The sequence below is a fragment of the Chitinophaga oryzae genome, from assembly GCF_012516375.2.
In the GTDB taxonomy this organism is placed as follows: Bacteria; Bacteroidota; Bacteroidia; order Chitinophagales; family Chitinophagaceae; genus Chitinophaga; species Chitinophaga oryzae.
The window spans coordinates 126,068-140,351 of sequence record NZ_CP051204.2 but is presented as its reverse complement, the minus strand read 5'-3'; the positions used below and the strand labels follow the sequence as shown (position 1 = coordinate 140,351).

12 protein-coding genes and 1 tRNA gene are annotated in these 14,284 nt (G+C 49.3%); 6 read left to right on the top strand and 7 right to left on the bottom strand.

The genetic code is table 11. The features are described 5' to 3' along the window. The first annotated feature begins 153 nt into the window (after positions 1–153). Positions 154–723, top strand: a complete 570-nt coding sequence (locus tag HF324_RS00600; protein WP_168861736.1) for a hypothetical protein — start codon at positions 154–156, stop codon at positions 721–723. A 30-nt stretch (positions 724–753) separates the two neighbouring features. On the opposite strand, the gene HF324_RS00595 is transcribed toward HF324_RS00600, so the two are convergent. The 4 genes from HF324_RS00595 to recQ all read right to left on the bottom strand — a co-directional run bounded on the left by HF324_RS00595 (position 754) and on the right by recQ (position 5,133). Further along, positions 754–1,893 (bottom strand): DUF8184 family protein, encoded by a 1,140-nt coding sequence (locus HF324_RS00595; RefSeq protein WP_168861735.1) that lies wholly within the window; start codon positions 1,891–1,893, stop codon positions 754–756. A gap of 71 nt (positions 1,894–1,964) precedes the next feature. After that, a tRNA-Phe gene (locus tag HF324_RS00590) sits at positions 1,965–2,037 on the bottom strand. 85 nt (positions 2,038–2,122) lie between these two features. After that, on the bottom strand, positions 2,123–2,887 hold the full coding sequence (locus HF324_RS00585) for a DUF3050 domain-containing protein (protein WP_168808441.1): 765 nt from the start codon (positions 2,885–2,887) through the stop codon (positions 2,123–2,125). A 44-nt stretch (positions 2,888–2,931) separates the two neighbouring features. Beyond that, complete coding sequence (recQ, locus tag HF324_RS00580; protein WP_168861734.1) at positions 2,932–5,133, bottom strand: DNA helicase RecQ; 2,202 nt, start codon at positions 5,131–5,133, stop codon at positions 2,932–2,934. A 175-nt stretch (positions 5,134–5,308) separates the two neighbouring features. On the opposite strand from recQ, the gene HF324_RS00575 reads away from it, so the two are divergent. From HF324_RS00575 to HF324_RS00565, 3 genes are all read left to right on the top strand, one after another. Continuing rightward, a complete protein-coding gene (locus HF324_RS00575) occupies positions 5,309–6,283 on the top strand; it encodes a KpsF/GutQ family sugar-phosphate isomerase (RefSeq protein WP_168808437.1) in 975 nt (324 codons plus the stop codon). Further along, positions 6,283–7,374 carry a mannose-1-phosphate guanylyltransferase gene (locus tag HF324_RS00570; RefSeq protein ID WP_168808435.1) on the top strand — a complete coding sequence of 364 codons (1,092 nt, stop codon included), beginning with the start codon at positions 6,283–6,285 and terminating at the stop codon, positions 7,372–7,374. The genes HF324_RS00575 and HF324_RS00570 overlap by 1 nt, the downstream gene beginning before the upstream one ends. A gap of 121 nt (positions 7,375–7,495) precedes the next feature. Beyond that, positions 7,496–8,629 carry a methionine aminotransferase gene (locus HF324_RS00565; RefSeq protein ID WP_168861733.1) on the top strand — a complete coding sequence of 378 codons (1,134 nt, stop codon included), beginning with the start codon at positions 7,496–7,498 and terminating at the stop codon, positions 8,627–8,629. 215 nt (positions 8,630–8,844) lie between these two features. Here HF324_RS00565 and HF324_RS00560 read toward each other — a convergent pair whose 3' ends face one another. From HF324_RS00560 to HF324_RS00550, 3 genes are all read right to left on the bottom strand, one after another. Continuing rightward, on the bottom strand, positions 8,845–9,519 hold the full coding sequence (locus tag HF324_RS00560) for a carbonic anhydrase family protein (RefSeq protein WP_168808431.1): 675 nt from the start codon (positions 9,517–9,519) through the stop codon (positions 8,845–8,847). Between the two features lie 84 nt (positions 9,520–9,603). Then, positions 9,604–11,253, bottom strand: a complete 1,650-nt coding sequence (locus HF324_RS00555) for a SulP family inorganic anion transporter (protein WP_168808429.1) — start codon at positions 11,251–11,253, stop codon at positions 9,604–9,606. Positions 11,254–11,472: 219 nt separating this feature from the next. After that, positions 11,473–11,766: a hypothetical protein gene (locus HF324_RS00550; RefSeq protein WP_168808427.1), complete on the bottom strand. Its 294-nt coding sequence runs from the start codon at positions 11,764–11,766 to the stop codon at positions 11,473–11,475. A 387-nt stretch (positions 11,767–12,153) separates the two neighbouring features. Between HF324_RS00550 and HF324_RS00545 the strand changes: the two genes are divergently transcribed. Both HF324_RS00545 and HF324_RS00540 read left to right on the top strand, forming a co-directional pair. Next, the gene (locus HF324_RS00545) at positions 12,154–12,495 is read left to right on the top strand and encodes a PadR family transcriptional regulator (protein WP_078669713.1); all 342 of its coding nucleotides are present in this window, start codon (positions 12,154–12,156) and stop codon (positions 12,493–12,495) included. A gap of 37 nt (positions 12,496–12,532) precedes the next feature. After that, positions 12,533–14,212 (top strand): PspC domain-containing protein, encoded by a 1,680-nt coding sequence (locus tag HF324_RS00540; protein WP_168861732.1) that lies wholly within the window; start codon positions 12,533–12,535, stop codon positions 14,210–14,212. The last annotated feature ends 72 nt before the right edge of the window (positions 14,213–14,284 follow it).

Genomic DNA, 14,284 nt, shown 5'->3' with positions numbered 1-14,284 from the left:
TAACAGGTCAAAGGTAGGAGGGGGCTGCGTACTGGATATGCGCAATAAAAATGTACAGAAACCGCTGCTGTAACAGGTTTGCAGTGAATGCGCCATATAACGCCGGGGAGTTGTAAATTACAGGCACCTATCCATCATGAAATACTATTTCACATGACACCACGTTTTTCCGGAAAAGGTTTTTATCAGAACGTATATATATTCCTGTTAGTAACGGGCATTATTCTGATGGTATTTGCGTATCTGCTTTACCGCCATACTTTTATCTCCCTGCTGATACCTCTGGGCATTGTTTTCATCACCGGGCTGATCGCGTTTGTAGTGGTCCGTAAACACTATAACCGCGTGTATGGCATCCGGGGCTTCTTCTATGCGTTGTCCAACAGCCTGCTGGCTTACGGCGGCATGGTGGCCTTTCTTTTTTTGCTGATCAATTATTACGGCGCCAGTACGGTAGATGAAGGGCTGGTGGTGCCGGTAAAGCGCAAACACCTGGCCATAGACAGCATGGGACGTATCACAAAGCTGGAAAAGCCTTCTGTCATCATTCGCCATCAGGGGGTGGACAAGGAGCTGGTATTTGATTTTGCCCGGTATCCGCAGGTGATTGCAGCAGAGTATGTGGTGATAGATTATAGCAGGGGGTTTTTCGGGTATGACATCTTACATTCTTACGATGTGGTGCAGAAGCTGCCGGAGCCGGAGTTTCCGGCGGAACCATAAAATACCGGCTAATGACCTTACCGGGGAGCACTAGAAACGGGATTTAAAGGGTTGCCTTAATGACAGCAGCTCCCGGAGCAGCGTTTTTATAAAAGCGTACGATTTGATGGGATAATTGATCGTCCTGCTGGCTGTTGTATGCGCGATAACTTTCTTTCGTTCATCATTCTCGTATTCGAACTGCTGCGGCTTTGTACGCACGGAAACTATCTCCTGCTGCATATCCAGATCCTCAATTTCATAGTATTTCCAATGCGGTACGGCATCCACGATTACAAACTTCTCATCCACAATCTCCGGATGGGGCGCCATGTTATCGCTGTTCTGGAAGCAGTTGTCTGCGTCGAGTTCCTGCACAAATATCTTCATTCCCGCGCCTTCCGTGAACATATTGATGATGCGGTTATCGGCGTCATAGTTCAGGGTAGTAAGCCTCGTTAGCACACCGTTGGTCAGCTCCAGCTCAAGTTTGCAATAATCCGGCCCCGGATCGCTTTTCAGTTGTTCGCTTTTATGAAGATGGTGGATAGCTTTAAACAGCGCCCTGTCGGTAGGTTTCATGGCTTTCAGCGTAATGGTCCTGTAAGCGCCGGAAGCCAGTACGTCGAAGGAGAGCGTTGTATAGTCGTCGTTGATCGCCAGTCCGAAAACAGGGAGAGCGTAGCTTTCTCCGTAGGGGTTCTCGAGGTATTCGAACAGCGAACTTTTTTTATTATAATCCAGTATAATGCCGCTTTTCGGCGTGGAGCCGATGTAAATCCTGAACAGGTCTATCGAATGCGGATGATGAGTAAGGTGGACCACATTCGATTTAATCGTCTTCGGCTTTCCTTTCTCCAGGCCGAATGCAAAGGCTGTATTGAGGATAAAGTCGGTCAGTTCCTTCGTATATCCGTTGTAGATAAAGCCCCATAGGAATTCAGGGGCCTCGTCTTCCTGTTTAAAGGTAGACAGGGACCGGAATATCCATTTGATACTTTTAGCGATGCTTTTGCTGTCCGGGTTTAGCGACAGTTTTTTGATGTAGGTGTCCAGGTCGGCGGAGCAGTCTTCGATATTGCGGGTGGTATAAAACCGGTCGGCACCGGGAGTATTCTCCAGGTCTGTATACATCCGGGTTATGATCCGTTGTTTATCGGCGTTGATTTTTTCCAGAACAATGGTTTCCATTTTGTATTGGGTGTAAGTCCAAATGGGGTAAAAATAAAAAAGATCATCAGTACTGATGATCTTTTTTTCTGTGGTGTGGGGCGGGATCGAACCGCCGACACAAGGATTTTCAGTCCTTTGCTCTACCAACTGAGCTACCGCACCTTGTCTTTTTTTGTGTGTCCCTCTCGTGAAGGGATTGCAAAAGTAAGACAAAAATTATAATTGCAAAATTTTTCTTCAGAAAATTTTAAAAAACTTTTTCCTGAACGATGCCGCTCCACAGCTGAGCGCGCCAGTACAGTGACTTAGCGGCATATTCGGCGGCTTCTTCCCATTTCTGCGGATCGTTGCTGCAGAGTTCCTGTACCATCTGCATGGCCAGCTGGCTGTGATGATCACCATCTACCTCAATGTGTCTTTCGAGGTAGTAGATGAAAGTGTCCAGTTTGCCGGGGAACTTACGGCCGAGGTCTTTTACCAGTTCGTGGAACATATCGGGGATAAGATCTTCACGGCCGAAGGTGAACACCGCGGCCATTACATGCGCTTTGCCGGTGGCGATCACATCGAAGGTAAAGCCGAGAAAGCCTTTTACAGCCTCAGGAAGCGACGAAGTTGCCAGAATGGTATTAATGGGCGTGCCGGCACTTATAGCGGCTACAAGGGCCTTTATTTGGCTTGTATCGGCGCCTGCCTGTTCCATGGCTCTTTCGTATAATTCGAAGTGGCTGCAGCGCTGGCCGTTCATATCCACATCACTCTCTTCGCCGGTAACGATTTCATTGATGAGATAGCGGGTAGCGGCGTTGCCTTTGGGCACCCAGGGCACCTGTACACAGGTCAACTGTTGCTGAAGGCCTTTCAGCAGCGACATGAAATCCCACACGGCATACACATGGTATTCCATGAAAAGGCGGATATCGCCGAGGGTTTCGAGGGAAGCATATAAGGGATGGGAAATAACTTTTCCCCTGTTGGCGGAAATGGTTTCCTGTATTTTCTCGATGTTCATTCTATGACTATTGGTTCACTGCTTTCACATGACTGATAACTTCACTAGTTGCCGTATTCCACCAGGAACTTAATGCGGACCAGTTTCAGTTGTTCGAGCGTGTAATCGTTTTCGATCAGCTCTTCCCGGGCCAGGGCCAGGCTGGAAGTTTCACAGCCTTTGAAGTATTCCATGATTTCATCCTGGGCATAATCGTCCAGTTCTTCGTCGATGCAATAATCCAGGTTGAGTTTGGTGCCGCTGGCTACAATGGTTTCCATTTCATCCAGCAGCTGGGAGATTGTAAGCTCCTTGCTTTTGGCGATGGTTTCCAGCGGGATTTTTTTATCGATGTTCTGGATGATGAACACCTTCATGCCGCTTTTGTTGACAACGCTCTTCATCACAAAATCATCCGGCTTGGTGATGTTGTTTTCTTCCACGTATTTGGCAATAACGTCGATGAATTGTTTGCCGTAGCGGATAGCCTTTCCTTTGCTGACGCCCTGGATTTTTTCCAGTTCCTGTACGGTCGTGGGGTACTGGGTGGCCATGTCTTCCAGGGAGGTTTCCAGGAAGATCACAAAAGGAGGGAGGTTTTTCTCTTTGGAAACTTTTTTACGCAGTTCCTTCAGCATTTCAAACAGCACGGGATCGGCGGAAGCGTGGGCTTCTGCATTGGCTTCCTCTTCGTCTTCGATGCCGTCTTCGTCGAACTGGTGGTTGAGCGCTACCATGATGGAGTAGGGCTTTTTGAGGAATTTTTTGCCTTTGTCTGTTACCTTCAGCAGGCCATATTCTTCGATATCTTTTTCGATCAGGCCTTCCAGCATCATCTGCCGGATGAGGGAGTTCCAGAAATGGGCATCGAATTCTTTGCCTTCGCCGAAGATGTCCAGCTGGTCGTGGCGGTAAGTAGAGATCTGCGGGCTGGTTTTGCCGGTGATCACGTTGACGACGTACTCGGTGCCGAAGCGTTCTTCCAGGGCTTTGATGGCTTTGAGCACGATCACCACCCTGTTTTTCACTTCTATCTTTTCTTTCGGGTTGCGGCAGTTGTCGCACTGTCCGCAATCTTCCGTTTCGTATTTTTCTCCGAAGTAGTGCAGGATCACTTTACGGCGGCATACGGCGCTTTCGGCGTAGGCCACGGTTTCGTTGATCAGCTGTGCGCCCATTTCCCTTTCACTGAGCGGCTTATCGCGCATCAGGTGTTCCAGTTTCTGTACGTCCTTATGGGAATAGTAGCAGATACAGTTGCCTTCCAGGCCGTCACGGCCGGCGCGGCCGGTTTCCTGGTAATAGTTTTCCAGGCTTTTGGGGATGTTGTAGTGGATCACAAACCGTACATCCGGTTTATCGATGCCCATCCCGAAAGCGATGGTGGCCACGATCACCTCCACGTCTTCATGCAGGAACATATCCTGCCGCTGGGCGCGGGTGGCGGGGTCCAGGCCGGCATGATAAGCTACGGCCTTGATATTGTTGGCAGACAGCATATCGGCCAGCTCCTCGGTGGTTTTCCGGTTGAGCGTGTAGATAATGCCGCTTTTACCTTTGTGCTGATGGATATATTTAACGATATCCTTGATGGTCTGGTCTTTCTTGCGTTTAGGCCTGATTTCGTAGTACAGGTTGGAACGGTTGAAAGAAGAGATATAGATATTGGGATTGTTTAATCCCAGGTTCTTTACGATGTCGCTCTGTACTTTCGGCGTAGCCGTGGCGGTCAGCGCAATGATCGGCAGTTTATCGTTGATCTGGTCGATCATCTCCTTAAGACGGCGGTATTCCGGGCGGAAGTCGTGCCCCCATTCGGATATACAGTGTGCTTCATCCACCGCGATGAACGATATTTCCAGTTCCCGGAAGAAATCCAGGTTTTCCTGTTTTGTCAGTGTTTCCGGCGCCACATACAACAGTTTCGTTTTGCCGGTTTGCAGGTCGGTACGTACTTTTTTGATCTGCGCCTTCGAAAGGGTGGAGTTCAGAAAATGCGCCACGTTGTCTTTACTGCTATACCCCCGTACCAGGTCTACCTGGTTTTTCATCAGTGCTATCAGGGGAGATACGATCAGCGCACAACCCGGACTCATCAGTGCCGGTAGCTGATAGCACAGGGATTTGCCTCCGCCGGTTGGCATGATAACGAAGGTATCTTTTCCCGATAGGATGCTTTTTATAATGATTTCCTGATTTCCTTTAAAGGAATCGAACCCGAAATGTTCGCGTAATGCATCCATCAAACTTACCTTTACAACAGCCATTGCATTCAAAATTTAAAAAGAATGGTAAACTCAAACTCTAAAGAATCAACAAATGATGAAATAGTTCTATATGTTTTTTAGGGGACACGAAGTTACTTAAAAAAGCGCGTAGTATCAATATAAATTACACGATCGCACTGCTGCTGACTAAAAAATGATAAATTTGTAATTCGTCATGAAAAGGAATGGAACCATTAACATCGGAACAGTAGCCAAACGCACAATTGCATTGGAAGCAGCGGCTATTAATGATTTGCAACAGTTTATAGATGCAGATTTTGAGAAAGTGGTGGAACTGGTCGCCCAATGCAAAGGGAGACTGGTGGTGACAGGCATCGGCAAAAGCGCCATTATCGCGCAGAAAATTGTTGCCACCTTAAACTCAACAGGCACCCCGGCGTTGTTTATGCACGCTGCAGACGCCATCCATGGCGACCTGGGCATGATAACGACGGAAGATATCGTGATGTGTATCTCCAAAAGCGGTACGTCTGCCGAAATTAAGGTGCTGGTTCCCCTGGTGAAGAATTTTGGCAACACTTTAGTGGCCATGGTGGGGAATATGAGCTCATTCCTGGCACAGGAAGCAGATTATGTGCTGAATACCACCGTAAGCCATGAAGCATGCCCCAATAACCTCGCACCCACTACCAGCACGACTGCCCAACTGGCCATGGGCGACGCCCTGGCAGTATGCCTGATCGAATGGCACGGATTTACGGCGTCAGATTTTGCCAAGTTCCACCCCGGTGGCGCCCTGGGCAAAAAATTATATCTTAAAGTAGCAGACCTCTGCAAATTACACCAGGCCCCTAGTGTATTGTTAACCAGCACATTAAGGGAAGTAATTGTGGAAATATCCTCCAAAATGCTGGGGGTGACCGCTGTACTGGATGAAAACGGCGTGCTGCAGGGCATCATCACCGATGGCGACCTGCGACGCATGCTGGAAAAGAATGTTGCTACCGCCGGCGTGACCGCCAAAGACATCATGTCGGTCCACCCGAAAAATATCCAGCAAAACGAACTGGCGATCAACGCATTGGAAATGATGCGCCAGCACGATATCACACAACTGCTGGCCATGGACGGGGAGCGCTACTGCGGAGTGATCCACTTACATGATTTAATCAGAGAAGGAATTATATAATGACACAACTGAACAGCCATTTTTATGTGGCCATCATGGCCGGAGGCATCGGCAGCCGCTTTTGGCCTCATAGCCGAACAGACAATCCCAAACAGTTCCTGGATATCCTGAACACGGGGAAAACATTGCTCCAATGGACATATGAGCGGTTCGCCACCTTTATTCCAAAGGAAAATATCTTCGTGGTCACGCATCAGCAATACACCGGTAAAGTGGCAGAACAACTGCCGGATGTCGCCGAAGCGAATATTGTCAGCGAACCTTCCCGTAAAAACACGGCCCCCTGTGTCGCTTATATCTCCCATAAAATACACAAACAAGACCCGCTGGCCAATATTATCTGCGCGCCCGCAGACCACCTGATCATGGACGGACCGGCGTTTACCTCTTCCTGTCTTAATGCACTCCTGTTTGTGCAGAAACACAGCGCCCTGGTTACCCTCGGTATCAAACCCACCCGCCCTGACACCGGATACGGATATATCCAGTATGAGCCGCAGCAGGTGGCGGACAACGTCTATAAAGTCAAAACATTCACCGAAAAGCCCAACCTCGAACTGGCAAAAACGTTCCTGCAAAGCGGCGATTTCCTCTGGAACGCCGGCATCTTCGTCTGGAACGTGAAAACCATCGTCGCCGCTTTCCGCGATTACCTCCCGGAAATAAACGAATTGTTCGAACAAAGCGCCGCCGTACTGAACACGCCGGACGAGAAAGAGGCCATCGAAAGAGTATATCCCCAGTGTACCAATATCTCCATCGACTACGGTATCATGGAAAAAGCGGACAATGTGTATGTCATCCCTTCCAACTTTGGCTGGAGCGACCTGGGAACATGGGCTTCCGCTTACGAAAACCTGGAAAAAGACTATCTCGGCAACGCAGTACAGGGTAAAAACGTAGTAGTGATCGACGCCACCAAATGCATGGTAAAAGTGCCCAATGAAAAACTGGTGCTGCTGCAGGGCCTCGATGAGTTTATCGTAATAGACACCCAGGATGTCCTTATGATCTGCAAGAAAGACAACGAACAACAGATCAAGGAATACGTGGCGGAAATCAAGCGCAACAAAGGCGAGAAATACCTTTAGTCAATAGGAAATTGCGAATTACGAATTACGAATTACGAATTAAGGCGAACCGGGAAGTCATACTTCATTCCTGTTAATCTTAATCCGTAATTCGTAATTTGTAATTCGTAATCGATTTTGTATGTCCAAATTACCTCACACAGGAACCACCATTTTTTCCGTAATGTCTGCCCTGGCAGCGGAACATAAAGCGATCAACCTCTCACAGGGCTTTCCCGACTACGATTGCAGCGATGAACTGAAGGAAATGGTCAACCAGGCCATGCAGCAGGGACATAACCAATATGCGCCCATGCCCGGCCTGATGCAGCTCCGCACCGCCATCGCCGCCAAAATCAGGGGACTTTACCAGCAGTCCGTCAACCCCGATACGGAGATCACCATCACCCCCGGCGGCACTTACGCCATCTATACGGCGATTGCCACGTATATTCATCCGGGTGATGAAGTGATCATTTTCGAACCGGCATACGACAGCTATATCCCCAATGTGCTGGTCAACGGTGGCAAGCCGGTCCTGATACCGCTGTCTTTCCCGGACTACCGGATCGACTGGCAGGAGGTGCGCCGGAAAATAACACCCCGCACCCGCATGATCATGGTCAACACCCCTCACAACCCTACGGGCAGCATCCTCCGTGAAGAAGATATGGCCGAACTGGAAAAGTTGGTGGCGGAACACAACCTGCTGGTATTATCCGATGAAGTGTATGAGCACCTGGTTTTCGACGGCGCCCGCCATCTCAGCGTGTTACGCTACCCGGCGATTTACAAAAACAGTTTTGTCGTATTTTCTTTCGGAAAAGTATTTCATAACACCGGCTGGAAAATGGGTTACTGTGTGGCGCCGGAACACCTGATGAAAGAATACCGCAAAGTGCACCAGTACCTTTGTTTTTCTGTGAACACGCCAATGCAGTACGGCCTGGCGGAATTCCTGGAAACGCCCGCCCACTACCTGGAACTGCCGGCATTTTATCAGCAGAAAAGGGATTATTTCCTGGAATTAATGAACGGATCGCGGTTTACCCCGCTGGCCAGCCAGGGAAGCTACTTTCAGCTGATGCGGTACGACGGGATCTCCGGGGAAGGGGACAAAGAATTTGCTATCCGGCTGACGAAAGAATTTGGGGTGGCGGCTATTCCTGTTTCCGCTTTCTATCATGACGGAAAAGATGATCATGTAGTCCGTTTCTGTTTTGCCAAAAAAGAAACAACGCTGGAACAGGCGGCAGCACGCCTGAAAAACATTTAGTCATTTGTTTATTTTGATATTTGGATATTGTGTTAAGGAGGTAGATTTCTTAACGGCCCGCCAAATATCACATAAACAAATAGCCAAATGACAAAATATAATGGGGCTTCGATAACCGCCAGACAGGTACCCCTATAAAAACCGGCCTGGCTTGGTTATCTCCGCCCCATTAATATCACAAGCAAACATACGTCTCCTCCTGAGGAGACTTTTTATTAAACGGCCATGGCTGGAGCCGCTTTTTTGTCGTTATTCAGGATCAGCGTATGTTCCATAAAGTCGACAATACCGGTTTCCACGTTGTACATGGCGCCGATGATGCCCACATCACCTTTCAGGATCATGTCGCGCAGGATATGGCTTTGTTCCATAATAGCCTGCACGGAGCGTTCGATGTGGATGTTGGTCACCGCGTGCACAAACTCCGGATTTTTAGAAGTCCGGTTTTCGGTAACGGTTTTTTCTGCAAACACAGACGGCGTGATTTTATTGAGCAGACCGGTGAGGTTACCCATTTCCACAGCGTCGCAGGCGCCGCAGATAGCGCCGCATTTGGTATGCCCCAGCACTACGATAAATTTGGAGCCGGCAGCTTTACAGGCGTACTCCAGGCTTCCGAGCACGTTATCGGAGATAACAGCGCCCGCGAGGCGGATGCTGAAGATATCGCCGAGGCCCTGATCGAAGATCAGTTCCGCAGACGTACGGGAGTCCATGCAGCTCACGATGGCAGCCATCGGCCACTGACCGTCGCGGGTGTCGTTGACCATCTGCAGCAGGTTACGGTTGATGCGGAGGTTATCCACAAAACGGAGATTGCCTGATTTCAATAATTCCAAAGCTTGTCCTGGTGTAATTTCACTCTGAGATACTTTATTCAATGTTTTCATGATTGTTCGTTTTGTTGGGTGAATGAAGGAGGAAGAGTGCATGGTTTCCGGTTCTCTTGCCTCTTATTTACGCTATAAGCCATTTTAGTTCAACTGTAATTCTTTCAGTAATTCCTTGTGATTACCAGCTGCAATAGTGTGCACATGTCCGTCGGCTCTGCGGGCATGCTCTTCTACAAGACTCCCGGGGGTGTTAGGTATTTTGTATACGTCCTTAAACCCGGTGAGGATGACAGTAATATTTTTCTGTGGCGCCTTGATGTCTTTAAATTCCCGGATGGTTTGCAGCACATCGAAGTCGATATAAGCCGTTTTCTGGGCGTCTATCACCACGGTGGTGTCTGCAGGCAGGTGGTCCAGGGTAAGCAGGATGCTGGCTTTGTTGAGGAAAGACACTTCCTGCGCCAGTTCCAGGCGGATGCTGTCGCCGGTCTGGTATTTCTCTTTGCGGAAATAATATGAGCTTTTCATATTACCCCGGAGAATGGCCAGTACGCTCACGGCCATACCGATACCAATACCGATCAGCAGGTCGGTGAATACGATGGCGACAACGGTGGCCACAAAGGGGACCCACTGGTATTTGCCGTTTTTGAACATCTCTTTGAACACCTTCAGTTTACACAGTTTATAACCGGTTACCAGCAGTACGGCTGCCAGGGTCGCCAGCGGGATCATATTGAGCACCATGGGAATCAGGGCCGCACAGATCAACAGGAGCGAACCATGTATCATGGTAGACATTTTCGTACGGCCGCCGGCGTTAATGTTGGCGCTGGAGCGCACGATAACAGAAGTAATGGGCAGACCGCCGATAAGGCCGCTCACGATGTTGCCGATACCCTGCGCTTTCAGCTCCCGGTTAGGAGAGGTGTGACGTTTCAGCGGGTCCAGCTTGTCAGTAGCCTCCACATTGAGCAGTGTTTCCACAGAGGCCACGATCGCAATTGTCAGCGCGGTGATCCACACCTCTTTGTCGGTGATGGCGCTGAAGCGCGGGAAGGTGAACTGTCCGAGGAAATCGTCGAATGACTGCGGCACCGGCAGGTTTACCAGGTGGTTGGCACCCAGGGCCAGCACTTCGCTGCCGGCAAAGACGCGGTTCAGCAGAATGCCGGCTATTACGGCAACGAGCGGTGCGGGCACTACGCTTACTTTTGGAATCTTGCTCCAGTACAGAATGATAAGAATGGATACGAGGGTGATAATAGTTGCACCGATGCTGATGTGATTAAGGGTAGACAACAGCGCGCTGAAAGTATTTTCCCCGTCGGCCTGGAAGAAAGCAATGCTGCCTTCTGTTTCGGCATCATAACCGAAGGCATGGGGAAGCTGTTTCAGGATGATAATAATACCAATCGCTGACAGCATACCGGTAATCACATTGGAGGGGAAATAGTTAGCCACTGTTCCCGCTTTAATGAGGCCGAGGATCAGTTGCAGACCGCCGCCGATCACTACTGCCAACAGGAAGATATCGAATGCGCCCAGTTTGGTGATGGCGGTCAGCACAATGGCAGTAAGACCTGCCGCCGGGCCGCTCACGCTCAACTGGGAGCCGCTGAAAAACCCGATCACCAATCCGCCGACAATACCGGCGATCATACCGGAGAAGAGCGGCGCGCCGGAGGCCAGGGCAATGCCCAGACACAACGGCACGGCGATGAGGAAAACAACGAGACCTGCAGAAAAGTCCCCCTTAATATTGGAGAATAACGAAGTTTGCTTGTTCATAAAAAAATGCTTTTTGCGTTCAAGGATCGCAATACCGGACAGCAGCCTGCGCCACCACCGCGGAAATAATTACAGCCAACGTTCCCTTGGGGATTTCACCGCGGGTATCACGTTATTGGATACACGACACACGATGTCCCTGGAAGGCCTGAGAAATAAATGCTTATAGTAAATAGATAGAAATATCAAGCTGACTGTATTAACAGTAGCTAAAGGTGTTTACGCCATAAAAGCGTTAGGAGGAGGGGCGTGTATTTCCTGGGCTGGGTTGCTGGGTATATCCTCCATCAAAAGAGGGTGCAAAACGCCGATCAGTAATATTGGGTTGAACTGCAGTGCGTCAAATTGCTTGCAGAATTTTAATTCCTTGGCAATTTTTACATGGTCTCCTGCTGCGTCAACAGGATGCTCTTCTACAATCTGATTATTAAACAGCAGCTTTCCTACCTCCTTGATCGGGAGGAATTGGGAGATCATAAGACCCAAAAGGAATATGCCGATAATTTTCTTCATGTGTATTAACTGCTGATACAAAAGTAAATGAGCAAAACCATATATGCTAAGTTACGGTAATTAAAAAAATGTTAAAGGAATTAGTGATGACCGGCTGCCTTAAAAAGCCCTGAAAACCCTTGTTTTCCATTTATCCTTAATATTTGCCGTTCATCACAATATTTTGTTCGACTTCTATTGTCTTTTTTTCGGAAGATGCCCGACTGCATTGGGTTTGATGCGTTTTTGCGGTAATGTTCAAAACAAGTTATTTTGCTTTCTATGGTATTGTGTATTGCATAGTAGTAAATAATTCCTATTTTTGTATTGTAAAGTTGAAGGAAGGTGTACAAGTCTTCAACGGATACAAATCAAAAACCACCATTTATAAATTAAAGCTCACTTGCCATGAATATTGATAACACACAGTCACAGATGCGGAAGGGAGTGCTGGAATTTTGCATTCTGTCCGTGATCAAGCAAGGAGAAGCTTACCCGTCAGACATCATAGAAAAGATGAAAGAGGCAAAGCTGGACATCCTGGAGGGTACCTTATATCCCTTACTGACACGGCTGAAAAACGCAGAGTTGCTCACCTACAGATGGGTGGAAAGCAGCTCAGGCCCCCCGCGGAAATATTTTTCCATGACCGACAAAGGGGAAACCTTTTACCGGGAACTGGAAAGTACCTGGAACGAACTGGCCAACGCGGTCCATCAGTTAACACAACAAAACAGCGCACCGCTGTAGCGATATACCTAAACCTAAAATCTAAAAGAACCAACAAATGAAAAAGATTATCAACATAAACCTGTCGAGTCGGCTGATTCCCATCGAGGATAGCGCCTACGAGCTGTTGCGCCAGTACCTGGACAGCCTCAAGAGCTACTTCTCCAAAGAAGAGGGTGGCGAAGAAATTGTGGCCGACATCGAAAGCCGCATTGCGGAGCTGTTCCAGGATAAGCTGAAGAAAGGCGCTCACTGCATTACCGACGAAGACGTGGCTGCTGTAAAAGTATCCATGGGCACGCCGGAGCAGTTTGACGACGCGCCGGCCGGCAGCGGTGCGCAATCCCAGACATCCAACGATGAAGCTTATTATATGCCGCGACCCCGCAAACGGTTTTACCGTGATCCGGACAACAAGGTGCTGAGTGGCGTGTGCGGTGGCCTGGGCGCGTACTTCAATGTAGATCCGGTGATCTTCCGTGTCATCTTCGTCCTGTTGGCCATCGGCGGCTTCGGTACCGGTGTACTGGTATACTTCATCCTGTGGGTAGCCACCCCGTCTGCGGATACCGCCGCAGAGAAACTGGAAATGCGCGGTGAAAAGGTGGACCTGAATAATATTAAAACCACTATTCAGGAAGAGCTGAACAATATGAAGGACCAGATGAAAAATGTTGGGAAAAACGTAGGAAAAGATTTCCAAAATTTTTCGCAGGGCCGTGGAAAGCAGGTGGGTAATGATCTGGAACGCTTTTTTGTAAACCTCGTCAACGGGTTGGGAAAAGTACTGGTGTTCGTCACCAAAGGATTCTTTTACTTCCTCGCAGTAGTGATACTGATCTGCCTGATCGTTACAGGGATAGCGATCGCCATTTCTTCTGCGGCCCTCTTCCCCCTGAAAAATTTCCTGCTCACCGCCCACTCCGTGCAGAGCTACCTGTTCTGGCCTGCCCTGGTGCTGTTGCTCGGTATTCCCGTGGTAGCGCTGGTGATCTTCCTTGTCCGTAAGCTGACCGGAATGAAACAGGGCAACCGCTACGCTGGTTACTCCCTGAGCTTCCTCTGGCTGCTGGGCCTCGTGTTCGCCGGCATCGTAGGCGCTTCCCTGGCCAAAGACTTCAGAAGGCGCAGTAACCTGCCCCCGGAAAAAGTGGCCATTCAACAGCCTTCCCATAATAAACTGACGCTCCGCGTGGCGCCCGGGATCTTCAATAACGACGACTTCAGCTGGTTCGATGACAACCTGATCGTGGCAGACGATACCACTATGATCAACATCGTGAAACTCAGGATAGAGAAAAGCGCCACTGACAGCTTCGGCGTGGAACTGTTCCGCTACTCTCAGGGCCGCACCCTGTCACAGGCCAACAGCCTGGCCAGCGATATCCGCTTCAACCTCAGACAGGAAGACTCCGTGCTGTATATCCCCGAAGGGTTCTCCCTGCCGCCTCACTCCACCTTCCGTGGCCAGCGCCTGGTGATGGTCGTGAAAGTGCCGGTAGGCAAAAACCTCGAAGTGGATGACGACATCTACCGCCACTTCTCCTTCGACAGGTACGGCCGCCGCTACAACGATGATGACTGGTATATCGATGTGGATGACGATAACGACCGAAACCATACCCGTCTGAAAATGACGCCCGATGGAGTGATCGATGAATCGGCCCCCGCCAGAAATGAACGGGATTCCACGGAAGCAGTCTACCATTATAAAGGTAACGACACTACACACAGATAGTTATATATTTTCCGCCATTTTAATGGAAGCGGGGCAGGCCTTTCTGGTCTGCCCCGCTTCTTTTTTCCCGAT